Annotated in this window: 19 protein-coding genes; 6 read left to right on the top strand and 13 right to left on the bottom strand. The window is 72.5% G+C overall.

The window, feature by feature from the left end:
- Window positions 1–3: 3 nt before the first annotated feature.
- From KA711_05645 to KA711_05635, 3 genes are read right to left on the bottom strand one after another with little or no spacing between them, the layout of a single operon-like run.
- Window positions 4–444 (bottom strand): type II toxin-antitoxin system VapC family toxin, encoded by a 441-nt coding sequence (locus KA711_05645; protein ID MCM0608469.1) that lies wholly within the window; start codon window positions 442–444, stop codon window positions 4–6.
- Entirely contained in the window at window positions 441–701 is a 261-nt protein-coding gene (locus tag KA711_05640) for an AbrB/MazE/SpoVT family DNA-binding domain-containing protein (protein ID MCM0608468.1), read from the bottom strand. Before KA711_05640 ends, KA711_05645 begins: the two co-directional genes overlap by 4 nt.
- Window positions 702–713: 12 nt before the next feature.
- Window positions 714–1,139, bottom strand: a complete 426-nt coding sequence (locus tag KA711_05635; GenBank protein ID MCM0608467.1) for a hypothetical protein — start codon at window positions 1,137–1,139, stop codon at window positions 714–716.
- A gap of 107 nt (window positions 1,140–1,246) precedes the next feature.
- On the opposite strand from KA711_05635, the gene KA711_05630 reads away from it, so the two are divergent.
- Both KA711_05630 and KA711_05625 read left to right on the top strand, forming a co-directional pair.
- Entirely contained in the window at window positions 1,247–1,438 is a 192-nt protein-coding gene (locus KA711_05630) for an antitoxin VbhA family protein (protein ID MCM0608466.1), read from the top strand.
- A gap of 133 nt (window positions 1,439–1,571) precedes the next feature.
- Window positions 1,572–2,063: a hypothetical protein gene (locus KA711_05625; protein ID MCM0608465.1), complete on the top strand. Its 492-nt coding sequence runs from the start codon at window positions 1,572–1,574 to the stop codon at window positions 2,061–2,063.
- On the opposite strand, the gene KA711_05620 is transcribed toward KA711_05625, so the two are convergent.
- The 6 genes from KA711_05620 to gshA form a co-directional block, all read right to left on the bottom strand.
- The gene (locus tag KA711_05620; protein MCM0608464.1) at window positions 2,060–2,641 is read right to left on the bottom strand and encodes a PIN domain-containing protein; all 582 of its coding nucleotides are present in this window, start codon (window positions 2,639–2,641) and stop codon (window positions 2,060–2,062) included. The genes KA711_05625 and KA711_05620 overlap by 4 nt on opposite strands.
- Window position 2,642: 1 nt before the next feature.
- Entirely contained in the window at window positions 2,643–3,113 is a 471-nt protein-coding gene (locus tag KA711_05615) for a helix-turn-helix domain-containing protein (protein ID MCM0608463.1), read from the bottom strand.
- 175 nt (window positions 3,114–3,288) lie between these two features.
- Window positions 3,289–4,893 (bottom strand): Fic family protein, encoded by a 1,605-nt coding sequence (locus KA711_05610; protein ID MCM0608462.1) that lies wholly within the window; start codon window positions 4,891–4,893, stop codon window positions 3,289–3,291.
- Between the two features lie 168 nt (window positions 4,894–5,061).
- Window positions 5,062–5,526: a PIN domain-containing protein gene (locus KA711_05605; GenBank protein ID MCM0608461.1), complete on the bottom strand. Its 465-nt coding sequence runs from the start codon at window positions 5,524–5,526 to the stop codon at window positions 5,062–5,064.
- A gap of 7 nt (window positions 5,527–5,533) precedes the next feature.
- Window positions 5,534–5,806, bottom strand: coding sequence for a hypothetical protein (locus tag KA711_05600; GenBank protein ID MCM0608460.1), 273 nt, complete (start codon window positions 5,804–5,806; stop codon window positions 5,534–5,536).
- A gap of 46 nt (window positions 5,807–5,852) precedes the next feature.
- Window positions 5,853–7,388: a glutamate--cysteine ligase gene (gene gshA, locus KA711_05595; protein MCM0608459.1), complete on the bottom strand. Its 1,536-nt coding sequence runs from the start codon at window positions 7,386–7,388 to the stop codon at window positions 5,853–5,855.
- 104 nt (window positions 7,389–7,492) lie between these two features.
- Here gshA and KA711_05590 point away from each other — a divergent pair, with 104 nt between their 5' ends.
- From KA711_05590 to KA711_05580, 3 genes are read left to right on the top strand one after another with little or no spacing between them, the layout of a single operon-like run.
- On the top strand, window positions 7,493–9,886 hold the full coding sequence (locus tag KA711_05590) for a xanthine dehydrogenase family protein molybdopterin-binding subunit (GenBank protein MCM0608458.1): 2,394 nt from the start codon (window positions 7,493–7,495) through the stop codon (window positions 9,884–9,886).
- 14 nt (window positions 9,887–9,900) lie between these two features.
- The gene (locus KA711_05585; protein ID MCM0608457.1) at window positions 9,901–10,575 is read left to right on the top strand and encodes a TIGR04283 family arsenosugar biosynthesis glycosyltransferase; all 675 of its coding nucleotides are present in this window, start codon (window positions 9,901–9,903) and stop codon (window positions 10,573–10,575) included.
- Window positions 10,575–11,477, top strand: a complete 903-nt coding sequence (locus KA711_05580; GenBank protein MCM0608456.1) for a class I SAM-dependent methyltransferase — start codon at window positions 10,575–10,577, stop codon at window positions 11,475–11,477. Before KA711_05585 ends, KA711_05580 begins: the two co-directional genes overlap by 1 nt.
- Here the strand turns inward: KA711_05580 and KA711_05575 are convergent.
- Entirely contained in the window at window positions 11,378–12,682 is a 1,305-nt protein-coding gene (locus KA711_05575; GenBank protein ID MCM0608455.1) for an NAD(P)-binding protein, read from the bottom strand. The two genes, KA711_05580 and KA711_05575, sit on opposite strands and share 100 nt — an antisense overlap.
- Before the next feature lie 36 nt (window positions 12,683–12,718).
- On the opposite strand from KA711_05575, the gene KA711_05570 reads away from it, so the two are divergent.
- A complete protein-coding gene (locus KA711_05570) occupies window positions 12,719–13,936 on the top strand; it encodes a ProQ/FinO family protein (GenBank protein MCM0608454.1) in 1,218 nt (405 codons plus the stop codon).
- A gap of 145 nt (window positions 13,937–14,081) precedes the next feature.
- Here KA711_05570 and KA711_05565 read toward each other — a convergent pair whose 3' ends face one another.
- From KA711_05565 to KA711_05555, 3 genes are read right to left on the bottom strand one after another with little or no spacing between them, the layout of a single operon-like run.
- On the bottom strand, window positions 14,082–14,792 hold the full coding sequence (locus tag KA711_05565) for a hypothetical protein (GenBank protein MCM0608453.1): 711 nt from the start codon (window positions 14,790–14,792) through the stop codon (window positions 14,082–14,084).
- Between the two features lie 16 nt (window positions 14,793–14,808).
- A complete protein-coding gene (locus KA711_05560; GenBank protein ID MCM0608452.1) occupies window positions 14,809–15,783 on the bottom strand; it encodes a succinylglutamate desuccinylase/aspartoacylase family protein in 975 nt (324 codons plus the stop codon).
- Window positions 15,780–16,685 carry a phosphoribosylaminoimidazolesuccinocarboxamide synthase gene (locus KA711_05555; GenBank protein MCM0608451.1) on the bottom strand — a complete coding sequence of 302 codons (906 nt, stop codon included), beginning with the start codon at window positions 16,683–16,685 and terminating at the stop codon, window positions 15,780–15,782. Before KA711_05555 ends, KA711_05560 begins: the two co-directional genes overlap by 4 nt.
- Window positions 16,686–16,987 lie beyond the last annotated feature (302 nt).

Here is a 16,987-nt window from a genome sequence, read left to right as displayed (position 1 = left end):
CCTTCATGGTGAAACCTCCTTTGTCCAGTCGTCGAGCCTTAAACCAGGCACACGGCCGAAAGCTCGATCACGAGTGACGAGCACAGCCGTGTCCTGCACGTTCTCCGATGCAAGGTCAATCGTCCTTGCATGCGCGGCAATCATCAAATCCATCGGCGCGAGCGTGATGCCAGCCGCTTCGCACCGAGCACGCAAGTCGGCGTAGACCTCGCCGACCTCCTGTGTCCACGGCATGACCGTGACGCGCGCAAGGAACTCGCGCACGCGGGCGGTCAAGCCCTGCGGGTGTCCCCGCTTCGCCACGCCGTACAGCAGTTCGGCTTGCGTGACGACTGACACGACAACGCAGTGCATGGGCACCGCCACAAGGCGCAACCGCACATGCGGGATGTCGCCCTTGATGATGTGGCTCGCGATGTTCGTGTCGAGCATGTACGTCGTCATTGCGCAGACTCCGCGAACGGGTCGCGCGTCTGCTCGCCCTGGTTGCGGTCGGCGGCACTCATGAAGTCCGCAGGCACCGCAGTTGTCGCGTCCAGCGCGAAGAGGCCATCCCACGACTCGGGCCGACGCGACAGAATCACGTCGCCAGTGGCCGGATCGCGGCGGATGTAGACCTCCTTCTCGTCGAAGCGGTATTCCAGCGGCAACCGTACCGCCTGGCTCCGACCCGTCGTGAAGACCTTCGCTGTCTGACCCATGATCGCCCCCACTCAGTTCGCCGAGGCCGGTTCGTCGAAGAACGACGGGCCACCAGATTGCTCGACAACCCTGAAGCGATAGCCGAAGTCGTCATCGCTGACCTCGCCGCGCAAGTCGCCTTGCACCAGGCGGTTCGCCACCTCATCGAGCTGGCGAGCAACGTCCTCGCGCCGACTCTCTCGACGCCCCTGCAACTGGATCGTGATCTGCTGCAACGGGTAGGCGTGCGCCAACCATGAAGCCGAGGGCTTCACGGTCACTGCGGGATGCAGCTCGACGCGCAGCGCCGAGGGCTGACCCTCACGCTGCACCCGCGCTATCTGCATGTCGGTGCCCAACGACAGCGCCTGAACACCATTCGCGAACTCGATGGGCAAGGCGTCGTCGTAAACCGACAGCACTCTCTTGAGGTCGCCCACGGTCTTGATGGTCTGCATGGTGTACTCCTTCTGATGGTATGTACCCAAGAATATACCAAATGGCGGTAGATATCAAGCCATATATCAGGTAAAATCGGGGCGTCTTCAAAGTCGAAGGAGTCACCATGTCCACTGCTGCCGAACGCAGGGGCGCTTTCGAGCGCGCCGATGCCATCATGGCCCTCGAAGGCTTCACCAAGACTCCCGAGGTCGCCGAACTTCAAGCAGCCGTCGTCGCCGGCAGGCTGACGTTCGACCAGGCCGTGCAAGCCGCGATCGAGCGCGCCAAGCGCGACGATCAGGCGACGGGCGCGTGAACCCGTACATCGACGAGGCCACCGGAACCCACTTCAACAAGCTCGGCATCCGCAGCCGCGATGAGCTGCACCAGGTCGCGAGGGGCCTCGGGGTCAGGTCTCTCATGTTGCCCGTACACACAGCACGAACGCCTTGACCATCGTGCCCAATGACGCCAACAACCGCCTGACCCGCTGGGGCGGCAAGACCTACAGCTACGACCCCAACGGCAACCTCCTGGCCGACGGCACCCACAGCTACCAGTGGAACGAACGCAACCAGCTCACCGGGCTGAGCGCCGGGGCCACGAGCCTGGCGAGTTTCAGCTACGACAGCCGGGAGTCGGGGTCAGGTCTCCCAATTCCCTGCGGCAACGGCCTGACCCAGATCGTCGACAGGACCTTTGGCCAGCCCACCACCAGCCTGAACTGCGCCACCGTGGCCACAAGCCACACCATCACCCGGTTGCTCAGCGTCAGCCGTGGACTACGTCGGACAGGAGAAGGGCCAGTGCGCCGATCAAGGCTCGCCACTGGGTCGCTGCTGCGCAGGTCCCGGGCCTTGGCCGACGAGGTCGCAGGTGCGCGTCGAGCTGAGGGCTCCACAGGGAGCGCTCCCTCGCCGATGCGCCGCTGCCTTGGCTAGATCAGTTCGATCGCCTCGCGCAGTCTTTGCGCCGTGGCAGGCAGTCCACCGCGTTCCAAGGCTTCGGCGAACTGCTCGGCGTTCGCACTGGGCTTCTTCCACCGGACGCGCATCCGCTTGAAGGCTGCGACGGCCCCGAGTTGGTCGAGGTCCCACTGCGCGACGATGAACTGATCCGGGTGCATGACCTCGATGCCAAGCACACCCACGACTTCCGCTGGGAAGTCCTTCTGGATGGCCGTGACGATGCAGTCCGCGTGTCCTGCCAGGGCGGCCGCCAGCACATGGACATCGTCAGGGTCGGGCAGCGAGAGCCCGCCGGCACAGGTCTTCCACGCAGTCTCGGCAAGCTCCCAGTCGGGAACCGCCTCACGCATCTGGTCGCGCCGGAAGCCCAGTCGGCCTTGCAGGTCGGGCCGCTTCTCCTCCAACGCGGCGATCCATTCCGACTCGATGCGGGCAGTCCACTTCGCGGCGAAGAGCCCCGCCGTCGCGAGGCTCATGAGCGCATCGGCCATGGCCAGCGGGTACAGCACGCACGCGTCCAGGAGCGCCGTGTAGCGCGCTTGCCCGGCCATGTCAGTAGTCCAGGCCGAGCTCTCGGGAGTTCTCGGCCAAGCGCTCGAGAGCGGCTTCCTGCCGCTCGCGCATCTTCCTGGCGTAGGCGATCAGGTCCTCGAAGGCGACGCGCCGGTGGGTACCGACCATGCGGTGGGGCAGCTTCCCGGACTCGATTTCCTTGATCACGAATGGCGGGGAGACGTTCAGGAAGTGCGCGGCCTCGACCGTGCTGAACTCCTGGTTGGAGGGCACGAGCATGACCGGACGCCCTTCGCTCATGGCGCCGAGCAACTGCCCGATGAGCTTGAGCGCAGCGGGGGGCAGGTCGACGGTCGGATGCTCGCCGCTGTCGGTGGTGAAGGTGATCGCCGCGGCGCGCGCGTGGTCCAGCGCTTCCATGATGCAGCGCTGGGCGACCCGGGCCATCTCCATGTCCTGCGGGGACAGCGGGGGCGGCAGGACCTGACGGGTTCTTTCGAGGGTGCGCATGCGGGCTCTCCTGGATGTGGTGTTGAACGACGGGACAGGGCCCGGGCTCGCGCATCACTGCTTCGTCTTCGGCATGGTGCCGAGTAAACGCAATAAACACAGCAAGTGCTTCAGAGCGAATCGGGGTCACGGCGGGTCAAGCGACATCCAGAACGGACCCCTGCGGGGCCAAACCTCAGCCGGCCCCAGCGTACTTGTCCGCCGCATCGCTCTTCGGACCGTGCTCGAAGGACCGATGAACCGCCTCGACAACGGCCGCCCAGAGCACGGGGTCTTCGAAGATCGGCAGTTCCCGGCGCAGCGCCCCGCTGAGTTCGCCCCGGTTGTTCTGGACCGAGCGGATGACCCGATCGATCTGCAGATCCGGCATCTCCACGATCTCCTTGATCGCGATGCGGGCCCGCCCATGGCTGCGCAGGTAGCGGGACTCCTCGAGCATGTCCTCCCGCACGGTGCGCTGAACGACATCGGCCATGTACGCGACGTGCTGGCTCAGATCGAGGTACCGCCACGCATGGCGGGCAGAGTCCGCGCCGTCGAAGACGAAGTTCGACGCGATGCCGTCGGGGTAGGCCGTCGCGGTCTCGGCGAAACGGTAGGTCTCGCTGAGTGTTCGCATCAGCGGCCGGGAGACGACGTCGAGGATCCGGTCGTACGCGCGGCGCTCCGAAGCGTCGCTGGCGATGAGCGAGGACACCGGCAGGATCATGGGCTCCTGGACCACGCCGTCCCGACGCAGGACATCGTTGACCAGGAAGCGGTGGACGCGGCCGTTGCCGTCGGCCAGCGGATGGATGTAGACAAAGCCGAAGGCCGCCACTGCGCTGCGCATCACCGGCGACTGCCCGCGAGTCCTGTCGAGGAAGGTCTGCAGGCCGGCCAGCATGGCCGCGAGATCTTCCGGCGGCGGTGCGGCGTAGTGGACGACCTCCTGGTAGCGGACCACTTCGCCGACGAAGACGGGTGATCGCCGCAGTCCAAAACTTCGGACTGTCGTGCGGGCGCCCAGGATCTCACGCTGAAGTTCGGCCAGGGAGGTGGCGTCCAGCGGCAGGCCATCTCCCTGCCCGGTCCGACGTGCCAATACGTCCGCAAACCGCTGGATCCGGTCGGTCTTGTCCGCCTCGCCTTCGATCTCGAAGCTGGCGCGGCTTTCGCGCAGGGTCATCCAGACGGCCGAACGAAGAAGAAGCTCTTCGCCGAACTCGACCTCGAGATCGTGGATGAGAGCCCGCACGTCGAGCCCGAGCGCAGCGGCGCCCACCTGCGCCTTGACGATCATCGGGCAGAAGGCCCGCGTGCCCGGCATGTTGTCGCGGATGCGCCAACGCTTGTTGATTTCGGCCTGCTCCGGACTCGCGGCCACGAGATCCTGTGCACTGATCGCATCGTGGTAGCCGCCGCCGATGCCGGGCGGCACAGGCAACTCGTGTCCGGTGAAGAACTCGTAGAGGAAGGCGGCTCGCCTTGCGTACTGCCCGGTCGGTTCGTCGGCCACCCAGGCGGCGATCTCGCCAGCGTCGCAGGATGCGAAGAGCCTGGAGAGCAACTCGAAGTGCGGGGCCTCGTGCTTGAGGTGAAATGTCAGGTGACCGCGCAGCGTCTGGGCCGGACGCATGGACTCGACGTAGGTCTCGACGGTTGTCGGCCGGCCGGCATGGGTCGACCTTCGTCCGCCGATGCGACTTGCGACGGCCAGCGGCATGACCAGCTGGAAGGCATGGCGCTGAACGAACCAGGCAGCACCGATGGGATCGTTCGGTTCTTGGGGCGCTTCCATCGAGCGATTATGTGTTCGAACGATCTTGGTTGCGCAAAATCGATGCTCGACATACATATCGCGCTCAAGATCAATCTTGGCTTCTGCTCACTCTCTGATCCGAAGCGAACCGGGGTCAGGTCTCCCAAATCCCCATCCAAGATGGGACAGCTGAACGCTCACGTCGCGTCAGCTGCGCCTGGCGCTTCGGCGGCTTCTGGACGGGACGGCGGCGGCTTCGCGGGGCTGCGGCGCGAACGGGTTCACGATCTCCAGGCTGCCGAATCGCCGGCCGGGCTGGAGGTCTTCGCTGAACAGCACGTCGCAGCCCGCCTGCAGCGCGGCCTGCACGACCATCGCATCCCAGCCCGACAGCCGGTGCGCCACGGCCAGGCGCAGGGCCTCGATCTGGTTCTCGGGCGTCAGCGCCACCACACGCAGGCTCTTCAGCAGCGTGACGGCTGCCAGGGCGTCGTCGGCCGCCCAGCGCTGCTTGCGCGTGAGCACAGCGTAGGTCTCGGCCAGCACCTGGGTGCTCAGGCTGGGCCGGGCGGCGCCGCGTTCGGCCAGCAGGCGCTGGGAAACAGCCTGCTTGCGCGGATCCTGGTCGGTGAGGGCGTAGACGACGACGCTCGTGTCGACAAAGGGGCGCATCGCGGCTTCAGCGGCCGGCCATCAGCGTGGGCAGACGCTCGTGCAGGGCCTCGTCCATCAGCGCATCGCGCGGCGACGGTTCAGGCGCCGCGCGGGCCCGGCGCCGGCCCCGCGCGGCCACGGCGCGCAGCTCGCGCAGGAAGTCGTCGGCCACGCCATCCGCCGCGAAGCGTTCGATGGCCTCGCGGCAGATGTCGTTGACGCTGGTGCCCTGCTGCACGGCCTTCACACGGGCGCTGCGCAGCAGTTCATCGTCGATGGCGAGGGTGAGGTTGGCCATGGCGACGATGCTACACGGGTTCCGTGTAACACGGAACCCGGCCGCTTCACGCCAGCAGCCGCTCCGGCGCCAGATAGGCCCGGCGCCAGCTCTCGAAGTCGCCGGTGTCGGCGCGTTCGATGGCGATGCGCCGTTCCACCGAGGCGCGCGCCTCGGCCGTGCAGCGTTCGCGCTCCTCGGCCGTCAGCGGCCGGGCGCGGAAGTGCGATCGCGTCTGCAGGCTTTGCGCCTGGGTGTAGCGGGCGTGGCTGCCGCCGAAGTCGGCCCTCATGGTGGCCAGCGCGCGCGCCGAGGGCAGCGTGTCGGGCGCGGCCAGCGCCGCCTGCGCCGCGGCAAGCTGCTGCGCGTGGAGCGTGCCGCCCTGCAGCGCATCGAGCGCCTGCGCGATCGGCTGGCACTGCGCCAGGATCTCCGCCGCCCACTCGACGAGCGTCTCCTCGCGGCCGCCGCGTTCGAGCTTCAGGCCCGGCTCGCGCCCGAAGGCCGCCGTGCGGTGCTGGTTGCGGCCCAGCGCCGCGATCTCGTCGGGCGTGTCGGGCGGGCTGTCGGCCAGCAGGCAGTGCAGCAGGAAGACATCAAGGAAGCGCATGGTGCCGGCGTTGATGCCGACCGGCTCGAACGGGTCGAGATCCATGCAGCGCACCTCGACGTACTCGACGCCGCGCTCGCGCAGCGCGTGCAGCGGGCGCTCGCCGGGGTGGATCACGCGCTTGGGGCGGATGGTGCCGTAGAACTCGTTCTCGATCTGCAGCAGCGTCGTGGCGAGCTGGTTGTACTCGCCGCCGAGGTTCTTGATGCCGATGGCCTCGTAGGCCGGGTAGGGCTGCGTGAGCGCGCCGTGCAGCGAGTGCGCGTAGCCCTCCAGGCCGTTGTAGCTCACGGCCAGGCTGGCCTGCGCCTCGCTCTGGTAGCCCAGCCGGCCCATGCGCAGGCTGGTGGCGTGCGGGCGGTAGAAGGTGCCCGGCTCCAGCGCCAGCAGGTCGTGCGGGCGGCCGGCCACGAAGCATTCGCACACCGCCGGGCTGGCGCCGAACAGCCACAGCAGCAGGAAGCTCTGGCGGCGGAAGTTGCGGATGAGCGCGAAGTGCTCGTCGTTGCCCAGGCCCGGCAGCGACCAGTTGTAGTGGATGCCGCTGATGGTCTGCATGCGGCGGCCGTAGCGGTGGCCCAGGCCCATGCGGTAGACGCTCTTGGCGCGCGCGATGTGGCTGCTGCCATAGCTGCCGATGGGGATGTTCTCGTCGGGCGGCAGGCCGCAGGGCATGCTGCCGACCCAGAGGATCTCGTTGCCGTCGCGGCCCGGCTCGGTCTCGAGCACCTCGTAGACGTGGCGGTGGATGCGCTCGAGCTCGGCCACCGCGCCCTCGGGCGTGGCGTGCACGCCGGTGATCAGCTCGAGCTGGCTCTCGCTGTAGTCGGTGGTGACGTTCGGGTGGGTGAGCGGCGCGCCCAGGCCGGTGGGGTGCGGCGTGCGCGCCAGGCCGCCGGTGTCGCGGGCGCGCAGGCTTTCCTTCTCGACGCCGCGGCGCAGGCCGCGCAGGCGGTCGGCGCCGAGGGCGTTCAGTCGGTCGATGAGTGTCATGGCGCGCGGAGGGAGCTCCCGTCGATGCGGGAGGCCGAAGATTACCCGCCGGCCGCCGATCGCGCTGCGGCGGGCCTTCGTCGCCCGCCTTAAGCTCGCGGTCCATGAAGCGCCGTCATCTTGTGCTCGCCCCGCTGGCCGTGGCCGGCGCACTCGCCGTCGGCTGGGCCCTGCTGCCGGTGCGCCAGCGCCTGGTGGGCGCCGAGCCGCTGCCGCCCGAGCCGGGCCGCCACGCCTTCAACGGCTGGGTGCGCATCGGCGAGGACGACCGCGTGCACCTCGTGTGCCCCAAGACGGAGATGGGCCAGGGCGTGCACACGGGCCTGGCCATGCTGCTGGCCGAGGAGCTGGGCGTCGGCCTGGAGCGCATCGCCATCGCGCCCGCGCCCATCGACGCGATCTACGGCAACCTCAGCACGGTGGTCGACTCGCTGCCCTTCCTGCCCGACGACGAATCGGTGCTGCGCCGCGTCACCGAGCACCTGGTGGCCAAGATCATGCGCGAGGCCGCGCCCATGCTCACCGGCGGCTCCAGCTCGCTCAAGGATCTGTGGGTGCCGCTGCGCCTGGCTGGCGCGGCGGCGCGGCAGATGCTGCAGGCCGAGGCCGCCGCGCGCTGGGGCGTCGCACCGGGCGCGGTGAGCCTGGCCGACGGCCGCCTGCACCACGCCGCCAGCGGCCGCACCCTGCGCTTCGGCGAGCTGGCCGCGGCGGCGGCGGCACGGCCCCTGCCCGACGAGCCGCAGCCGCGCCCCGCCGCCGAGTGGCGCCTGATCGGCCGCGCCCTGCCGCGGCTGGACGCCGCCGCGCTGTCCAGCGGGCAGGCCCGCTACGGCATCGACGTGCGCCAGCCCGGCCTGGCCCACGCCGCGCTGGCGCTGCCGCCCACGCTGGCCGGCCGCGTGCGCAGCGTCGATGACAGCGCCGCCCGGGCGCTGCCCGGCGTGCGCGCCGTCGTGCGCTTCGAGCCCCCGGCCACGGGCGGGCCCGGCGGCGTGGCCGTGATCGCCGACACCACCTGGCAGGCGATGCAGGCGGCGCAGGCGCTGCAGGTGCAGTGGGACGAGGGCACGGGGCCGGGCATCGCCGACAGCGCCGCCCTGCAGCAGGCCTGCGAGGCCGCGCTGGCCCCGGACGCGCCCGACACCCCCTTCGCCTACCTGGAGCGTGGCGACGTCGAGGCCGCGCTGGCCGGCGCCGCACGCCGCATCGAGGCCACCTACCGCGCGCCTTTCCTCGCGCACCAGGTGCTGGAGCCGGCCAACGCCACGGTGCGCGTGGACGAGGGCCGCGCCACCGTGTGGGCGCCGACCCAGGCGCCCGACCTGGCCCGCGGCGCGGTGGCGCGGGCGCTGGGCCTGCCGGCCGAGGCGGTGACGGTGAACGTCACGCTCGCCGGGGGCGGCTTCGGGCGCCGGCTCGACGTCGACTTCATCGAGCAGGCCGCGCGGGTGGCGCAGGCGCTGCCGGGCGTGCCGGTGCAGGTGCTGTGGAGCCGCGCACAGGACACGCAGCACGACTTCTACCGGCCGGCCTGCGTGGCGCGGCTGCGTGCCGGCTTCGATGCCCAGGGCCGTCTCGTGGCCTGGGACCACCACGCCGCCGGACCGCTGCTGACCCCGGCCGTGATGGCGCGCTTCCGGGGGGGCGCCGCCGTGATGCCGACAATGGCGCAAGGCCAGGGCGAACTGGCCCGGGCCTTGGGGCCGCTCGGCGCGCTCAACGGCCTGGGCGTGGTGCGCGACAAGCTCAGCGCCGAAGGCGGCTTCGACCCCGTCTACGCCTGGCCGGCGGCGCGCATGCGCCACACGCCGGTGCAAGCGGCCGTGCCGGTGGGCTTCTGGCGCTCGGTGGGCCACTCGCACATGGGCTTCTTCACCGAGGGCTTCATCGACGAGTGCGCGGCCGCGGCCGGCGCCGACCCGGTGGCCTTCCGCCGCGACCTGCTGGCGGCGCAGCCGCGCCACCGCGCGGTTCTCGACCGCGCCGCCGCCGCCGCCGGCTGGGGCACGCCCTCGCCGCCGGCGCCCGACGGCGCACCCACCGCCCGCGGCGTGGCCCTGCACGCCAGCTTCGGCAGCGTGGTGGCGATGGTGGCCACCGTGTCGGTGGCGCGCGGGGAGGCCGAGGCCGCGCGCCGCATCCGCGTGCACCGCGTGGTGGCGGCCATCGACTGCGGCGTTGCGGTCAACCCCAAGCTCGTGCGCCAGCAGCTCGAAGGCTCGGTGGTCTTCGCGCTCAGCGCAGCGCTGCACGGCGGCATCACGGTGGCCCAGGGGCGCGTGCAGCAGACGCACTTTCTCGACCAGCCGCTGGTGCGCATGGGCGAGGCGCCGGTGGTGGAGGTGGAGATCGTCGACTCGGCGCTGCGCCACCCCGAGGGCGTGGGCGAGCCCGGCGTGCCGCCGCTGGCGCCGGCGGTGGCCGCCGCCGTGGCTGCCCTCACGGGCGTCCGGCTGCGCGAGCTGCCGCTGCGGCTGCCGGCCACCCCGGCGTGAAGATCTCGGTGGTGATGCCGGTGCTGGACGAGGCCGCCGGCATCGCCGCCGCGCTGGCCGCGCTGGCGCCCTTGCGGCAGGCGGGCCACGAGCTGATCGTCGCCGACGGCGGCAGCAGCGACGGCACGCCGGCCCTGGCCGCAGCGCTCGCCGACCGCGTGATCGCCGCGCCGCGGGGCCGCGCGCGCCAGATGAACGCCGGTGCCGCGGCGGCATCCGGCGAGCTGCTGCTGTTCCTGCATGCCGACACCCGGTTGCCGCCGCAGGCCGATGCGCTGCTGCGGCAGGCGCTGGCGCGCGGCGCACACTGGGGCCGCTTCGACGTGCGCATCGTTGGCGAAGGCCGCGGCGGCAGCGCGATGTTTCCCGTCATCGCCACGCTGATGAACCTGCGCTCGCGCCTGACGGGCATCGCCACCGGCGACCAGGCGATCTTCGTGCGGCGGGCGCTGTTCGGGCAACTGCGCGGTTATGCCGACCAGCCGCTGATGGAAGACGTCGAGCTCTGCCGGCGCCTGAAGGCGCTGCCCGGCGCCGGCCGTCCGGCCTGCCTGCGCGAGCGCGTGGCCACCTCGGGGCGGCGTTGGCAGAAGCACGGCGTGTGGCGGACCATCCTTCTGATGTGGCTGCTGCGCTGGCGCTACTGGCGCGGCGACAGCCCCCAGGCGCTGGCCCGGCTGTACCGCTGATGCCGACGGCCGAGCGCGCGCTGCTGCACCGCGGGGGCGGGCCCGGCACCTGGGGCAGCCTGGGGCTGTGGCAGGAGGGTGGCGACGACTATGCCCAGGCCTGCGAGTCGCTGGCCCGGGCGGTGGGCCAGGCCGCCGGCATCCAGCCCGGCGAGCGGGTGCTGAGCCTGGGCTGCGGTGCCGGCGACGAGCTGCTGCTGTGGGTGCAGGCCTTCGGCGCCGCCGAGGTCTGCGGCCTCGAGCAGGATGCCACGCTCGTGGACGCCGCGCGCGAGCGGCTGGGGCGCAGCATGCTGCCGGCGGGCACGCGGGTGCAGGTGCTGGCGGGCGACGCCACCGGGCTGGCCACGCTGGCGCAGCGCGCCGCCGAGGGCGACCCCGCCCTGGGGCCGCCGTTTGACCGCGTCGTCTGCGTCGACGCCGCTTACCACCTGGCCCCGCGCGGCCCCTTCCTGCGCGCCGTGCGCGCGCTGCTGCGCCCGGGCGGCCGCCTTGCGCTGACCGACCTCACGCTGGGCCCGCCGCGCCGGGCCGGCTGGCGGCTGCTGCTGCGCGGCGCCGCGGCACTGGCGCAGGTGCCCCTGGCCGAGTTGCTGCCGCTGCCGGCGCAAGTGGCGCGCCTGCACGCCGCTGGCTTCGGCGCCGTGCAGGCGCAGGCGCTGGATGAACCCGTGCTCGGGGGTTTTGCGCGCTACGTGCACGCGCAGGGCCTGCGCCTGGCGCACACCGGGCTGCATCCGGACTGGCGGCGCGTGGCGCTGACGGCGCGGCTGATCGGCCCCTGCCGCGCCGCCGGCCTGGGCTACGCCCTGCTCAGCGGCGCGGCCACGCCCAGCGCCACGGCCACGGCCAGCGACGAGCGCACGGCGCTCTCCAAGAGCGGCACGCCGGTCTCGGCGTAGCTGCCGGCCAGCCAGACGCGGCGCTGCGCCGCCGTGCGCTGCCAGATGCCGCGCAGCGCCGCCAGCGCCGCCTGGCTGTCCAGGCTGAGCAGCGGCCGTTCGAAACGCGCCTCGGCCAGCAGCGTGCCCGCACGCGGCTCGCGCCGGGGCTGCACGGTCTGGAACAAGGCCGGGGCCGACCGCAGCGACGGCTGCACGGCGTTGAGCCAGATCGTGCTCTCGGGCCGCTCGGCGGCGGGGTCGACGTGCGCGTGCACGGGGCTCCAGTGGTGGCGGCGGCGCGGCATCAGCCCGTCGTCGCGGTGCATCAGCACGGTCAGCGCGCGCGTGCGGAAACGCGCCAGCAGCGCCGCCTCGTCGGCCGGCGCGCCGGGCCACAGCTGCAGCGCCTGCGCGGCGTGCGTGGCCAGCACGACGTGGTCGAAGCGCTCCTCGATGCCGCCGCGGCGGTGCAGCCGCACACCTGCCGTGTCGGCCTCGACACGCTCGATGCCGGCGTCGCAGACCACGCGCGACAGCGGCTGCACCAGGCGCGCGGCCACCTCGTCGGCGCCGTGCACGGCACGGCGCACGCTGTCGCGCGCCAGGCCCGCGCCCCAGTAGCCGGCCACCACGGCCGCCGGCACGGCCCGCGCGTCGGCCGTGGTGCAGGTGGCGATGGTGGCCAGCGCCGGCCACAGCAGGCCCTCGGTGCAGTCGCGGTCGATGCGCTCGGCCTCGACGAACTCGCCGATGGTGGCGCCGTCGAGCGCACCGGCCGCAGCGGCGGCGCGCAGCCGGCGCTGCAGCGCCAGCGCCCCGAAGACGATGCGGCGGGCCCGCGCGCCGAGCAGGTCGTGCGGGGCCACCAGCGGCCAGCTGCGGCTGCCCCAGCGCAGGTTGCGCCAGCGAAAGTAGGGCTCGCCGTCGGCGCCGCTGAAGGTGGTGGCGTAGCTCACCGGCTCGCTGGCCACGCCCAGCGCCGCATACAGCCGGGTGAGCAGGGGGTAGTAGCCGGGGTAGAACACGCGCAGCGGCACGTCGGCGCGCTGGCCGTGCACGGCCACGCTGGCGGCCGTGAAGCCCAGGGCCGGCAGCCGCTCGTACAGCGTCACACGGTGGCGCTGCGCCAGCATCCAGGCCGCCGCCAGGCCGGCGATGCCGGCGCCGACCACGGCGATGTCGAGCGGAATGTCGGGGCCGGGGCCGGCAGCAGGGGCGCGCATGGGCCGAGAATACGCGGCCCTCCACCCCCGCGCGCCATGCACGATCCCACCCCCACCCCGGCGGATCCCACGCCCCCGAACGCCGCCGAGACGGCGCCGACCCCCGACGCACCAAGCGTGGCGGCGCCTGCTGCCGAAGCCACGGCTTCAGCGCCGCCCGAGGCCGGTGCGGCAGCCGTGGCGGAGCCTGGCATGCCGGGCGTGAACGAGGTGCCGGCTGCGCCTGCCGATGGCGATGCCGCCGCAGCGCCAGGCGCCGAATCGGCTGCCGAAGAGCCTGCCGGAGCACCCACCGGAGCACCCACCGAAACACCCACCGAAGCACCGACCGAAGGGCCCTTCGAAGCGGCCCCCTCGGCCGACGCGGGCACGCCCGCTTCGCCCCGTTCCGAGCCCTCGCTGGCCGACACCGCACGGCAGATGGCTGAGCAGTTTCCGGCGCTGTTCGGGCCTGGCGTCGTCAAGCCCGTGAAGCTGCGCATCCAGGCCGACATCCAGCAGCGCACGCCCGGCGTGTTCACGAAGAAGGCGCTGTCGCTGTTTCTGCACCGCCACACCACCGGCAGCGCCTACCTGCGCGCGCTGCTGGCGGCGGAATCGCGCTTCGACCTCGACGGCCAGCCGGCCGGCGAGATCGCGCCCGAGCACAAGGAGGCCGCGCGCGTGGAGGTGGAGCGGCGCCGCGCCATCGTCGAGGCCAAGAAGGAAGCCGGCCGCGCCGCCGCCCGCGCCGCGCGCGAGGCCGCCCGCCCGCCGCGCCCGCCGCAGGACGTTGCCGCCCCTGGCGCCCCCGGCCCCGAGCGCGGACCACGCCCTCCACGCCCCGACCGACCGCCCCGTGGCCCGCGTCCGCCCGGGCCCGCGGGTGCGGGCCAGCCCCCGCGCGCCGAAGGCGAGCGCCGCCCGCCGCGGCCGCCGCGGCCCGAGGGCCAGGGCCGCCCCGATCGACCGCCCCGTGGCGATCGGCCAGGCCGCCCGGATCGCCAGGACCGGCCCTTTGCCGGCCCCCGCCCCGACCGCCCGCCGCGCCCCGCGCGCGACGAGCACCTGCCGCGGCCAGACGCCGCCCCCGCCGTGCCACTCACGCCCGAGCAGGCCGCCGAGGCCGAGGCGCGCCGCCAGCGCGCGCAGCTGCTGCGCACCTTCGAGCAGAGCCCGCTGTCGAAGGCCAACTTCGGCGCGCTCAAGGGCCTGTCCGAGGCCGCGCTCGACGCCTTGCTGGCGCAGGCCCGCGCCGACCGCGAGCGCCGCTGAACGGCCGCTGACGCTCCCCGGCCCACCCCCGCGCGGCCCTTTGCCGTTCGGTGCATCGAGCGCGGGGCTTCGACAGACTCTCAGGCTCTCGGCCCGATCGGCGGTTTGAAAGGGTTCTGGCGCGCTGCGGCTGCGGTGATCGGCGTCAGCGCGGCAGCTCGCCACCGTCGATCCACCCGCGCGGCGCGCGCATCGCGGCCTCGTAGCCTTCGACGAACTCGCCCACGTCGCGGCCGTCCATCAGCGCGTGGTGGGCGTCGATGGCCAGCGGCAGCCGCGCCACGCCATCGGCGCCCGTGTCGATGCGGCCGAAGGCCAGCTTGGGGCAGCTGTCGCGGGCACCGTCCGGGCCCACCTGCCGCGCGTGCGAGAACTGCGTGAAGTGCAGCCAGGGCAGCGTGGTGCAGTGGATGAGCGCCAGCTCGTCGTTCAGCGGCACGAAGGCCTGCGCCGCAGCCCGCGCGGCGGCCAGCGCGGCGGCGCCGTCGCGGCAGAAGTCGGCAAAGCGCGGCGCGTGCCGCAGCGTGGCAAAACCGAAGCTGCCGTCGGGGCGCAGCACCGTGGTGCTGGCGTGCACGCTGTCGTAGAGCCAGGGCTGCGCATCGGCGTCGAGGGCGTCCAGCCGCGCGCGCCAGGGCTCCAGCCGCTGGGCCAGGCGCAAGGCCACGAAGTGCGTGGCCAGCGTCAGGCTGCCCAGGCCGGCCTCGCGCAGCGCGGGCTTCAGCGCCGTCACGTCGATGGCGACGCAGACGCTGAAGAAGGGCTGGCTGAAGCCGCGGTAGAAGGCAAAGGCGTCGCGGCGCGGCGATTGCGCCACCGGCCAGGGCCGGCGCGGCACGGCAAGGGTTTCGGGCATGGGGGCGGACCCGCGGCTACAGCGCCCGCTCGCTGGCCTGCGCCCAGTAGTACCACTCGTGCCCCGGCAGCGCGCCGACGTCGGGGAACACGATGCAGCCCTCGCGCGGGGCGCGCAGCTCGCTGCCGTCGGCGCGCACGGCGATGAGCTCGCCCTCGCGCAGCGCGTCGAAGCTCGTCCAGGCCTTGGCAAAGCGGTCGGCGGCGTCGTGGCGGTCGATCACCTCCACCAGGCGCAGGCACTCGAAAGGCCGCTGCGGCGGCGCGAGCGCGAGGCCCTCGGCGATGCCCAGCAGCGCCAGCGTCTGCCGGATGGCGTGGTGGGCCACACCGGGCGCGGCGGGGTCCTCGTGCTGGCCGCATTCCAGCGTGACACCCCAGCCGCCCTGCGAGCGCATCCACTCGGTGGTGCCGACGCCGTAGCTCGGGTCTTCGTGCACGGCGCCGGGCGTGAGCCCCCGCGCCTTGCGGCGCGCCACGCCGTCGGCGTAGGCGGACATCCAGCCCTCGACGACGCGGCTCACGCCCACGTGCGCCGCCAGCCGCGCCTCGGCCGCGGCGTGCGCGAAGGGCTCCAGCACGCCGTCGTTGTCGGCCGGGCCACACATCACGAAAGGGCGGCCGGGGCTGCGGAAGCTGTGCAGATCGAGCAGCACCTCGTGCTCGGCCAGCAGCGGGCACAGCACGCGGGCCAGGCGGTCCTCGTAGTCCTGCGGCGTGGCCGTGGGCAGGAGGCGCCGGTTGAGGTTGCGCTCGCCCATGCGCCGCTTCTCGCGGTAGGCCAGCGGGTTGCACACCGGCACGAAGGTGACGCTGCCGCGCACGATGTCGATCTCGCCGCGCTCGATCTCGCCGATCACGCGCTCGATGCCGCGCGTGCCGGCGGTCTCGTTGCCGTGCACGGCGCCGGTGACGATGAGCTTCGGGCCCGGCCGCAGCGCGGAGTAGCGGTGCTGGCGCAGGTGGTTCAGCGATGGCGTCACGGTCATCACTCCTCCCCGCCCCACAACATGTGCATCGCGCGCCCGTAGCGCTCCATCACGCCGGCACTCACGTCGGGCGGCAGGTCCAGCGCCGCCTGCTCAGACCCGCCGGCCACGCCGATGCCGGCCAGCCAGTCGCGCAGCGGCTGCTTGTCCAGCGCCTCGATGCGGCCCTGGGCCAGCGCATCGGCCAGCCAGAAACGGCTGGAGTCGGGCGTGAGCACCTCGTCCATCAGCGTGAGCGTGCCGTGTTCGCTGTTGGTGAAGTCCAGCCCGAACTCGAACTTGGTGTCGGCCACGACGAGGCCGCGCGTCCGGGCATAGGCCGCCGCGGCCTTGTACAGGCGGATGGCGGCGTCGCGCAGCTCGGCCGCGCGCGGCGCGCCGATCAGCGCCTCGAGCTGCGAAAACGAGATGTTCTCGTCGTGGTCGCCCACCGCGGCCTTGGTGGCGGGCGTGAAGATGGGCTCGGCCAGCGGCGTGGTCATGGTCAGCCCCGGCGGCAGCGGCTGGCCGCAGACGGTGCCGCTCTTGGCGTACTCTTTCCAGCCCGAGCCCGCCACGTAGCCGCGCACCACGGCCTCGCAGGGCAGCGGCACGAGGCGCTTGACCAGCATGCTGCGCCCCGCCACCCGCGGCACCTCGTCGGGCTGCACCACGCTCTCGGGCGGCTCGCCCGTCAGGTGGTTGGGCACGATGCCTTCGAGGTGGGCGAACCAGGCCAGCGCCATCTGCGTGAGCAGCGCGCCCTTGCCCGGCACCGGCGCCTTCATCACCACGTCGAAGGCGCTCAGGCGGTCGCTGGCCACCATGAGGATGCGGTCGCTGCCGACGGCGTAGTTGTCGCGCACCTTGCCTTGGCCAAGCAATGGCAGCGAGTGCAGGGGGGCGGGATCGGCGATGGCGGTCATGGACGTGCGGTGCGGCGAAGACCGGGCATTGTCTTCCGGCGCTTCGACAGGCTCAGCGCGAACGGTGGGGGTCTTGTCCGGCGCTTCGACAGGCTCAGCGCGAACGGTGGGGGTCCGTTCCGGTGCTTGGACAGGGTCAGTGCGAGGGGTTCGGGTCGAGTCCGGCGCTTCGACAGGCTCAGCGCGAACGGTGGGGGTCCGTTCCGGTGCTCGGACAGGCTCAGCGCGAGGGGTTCGGGTCAAGTCCGGCGCTTCGACAGGCTCAGCGCGAACGGTGGGGGGTCCGAGTCCGGCGCTTCGAC

This window comes from Ideonella sp. WA131b (assembly GCA_023657425.1).
Classification (GTDB): Bacteria; Pseudomonadota; Gammaproteobacteria; order Burkholderiales; family Burkholderiaceae_C; genus Rubrivivax.
Note: the sequence above shows the minus strand (reverse complement) of the source record. Positions and strands in the feature narration are given on the sequence as shown.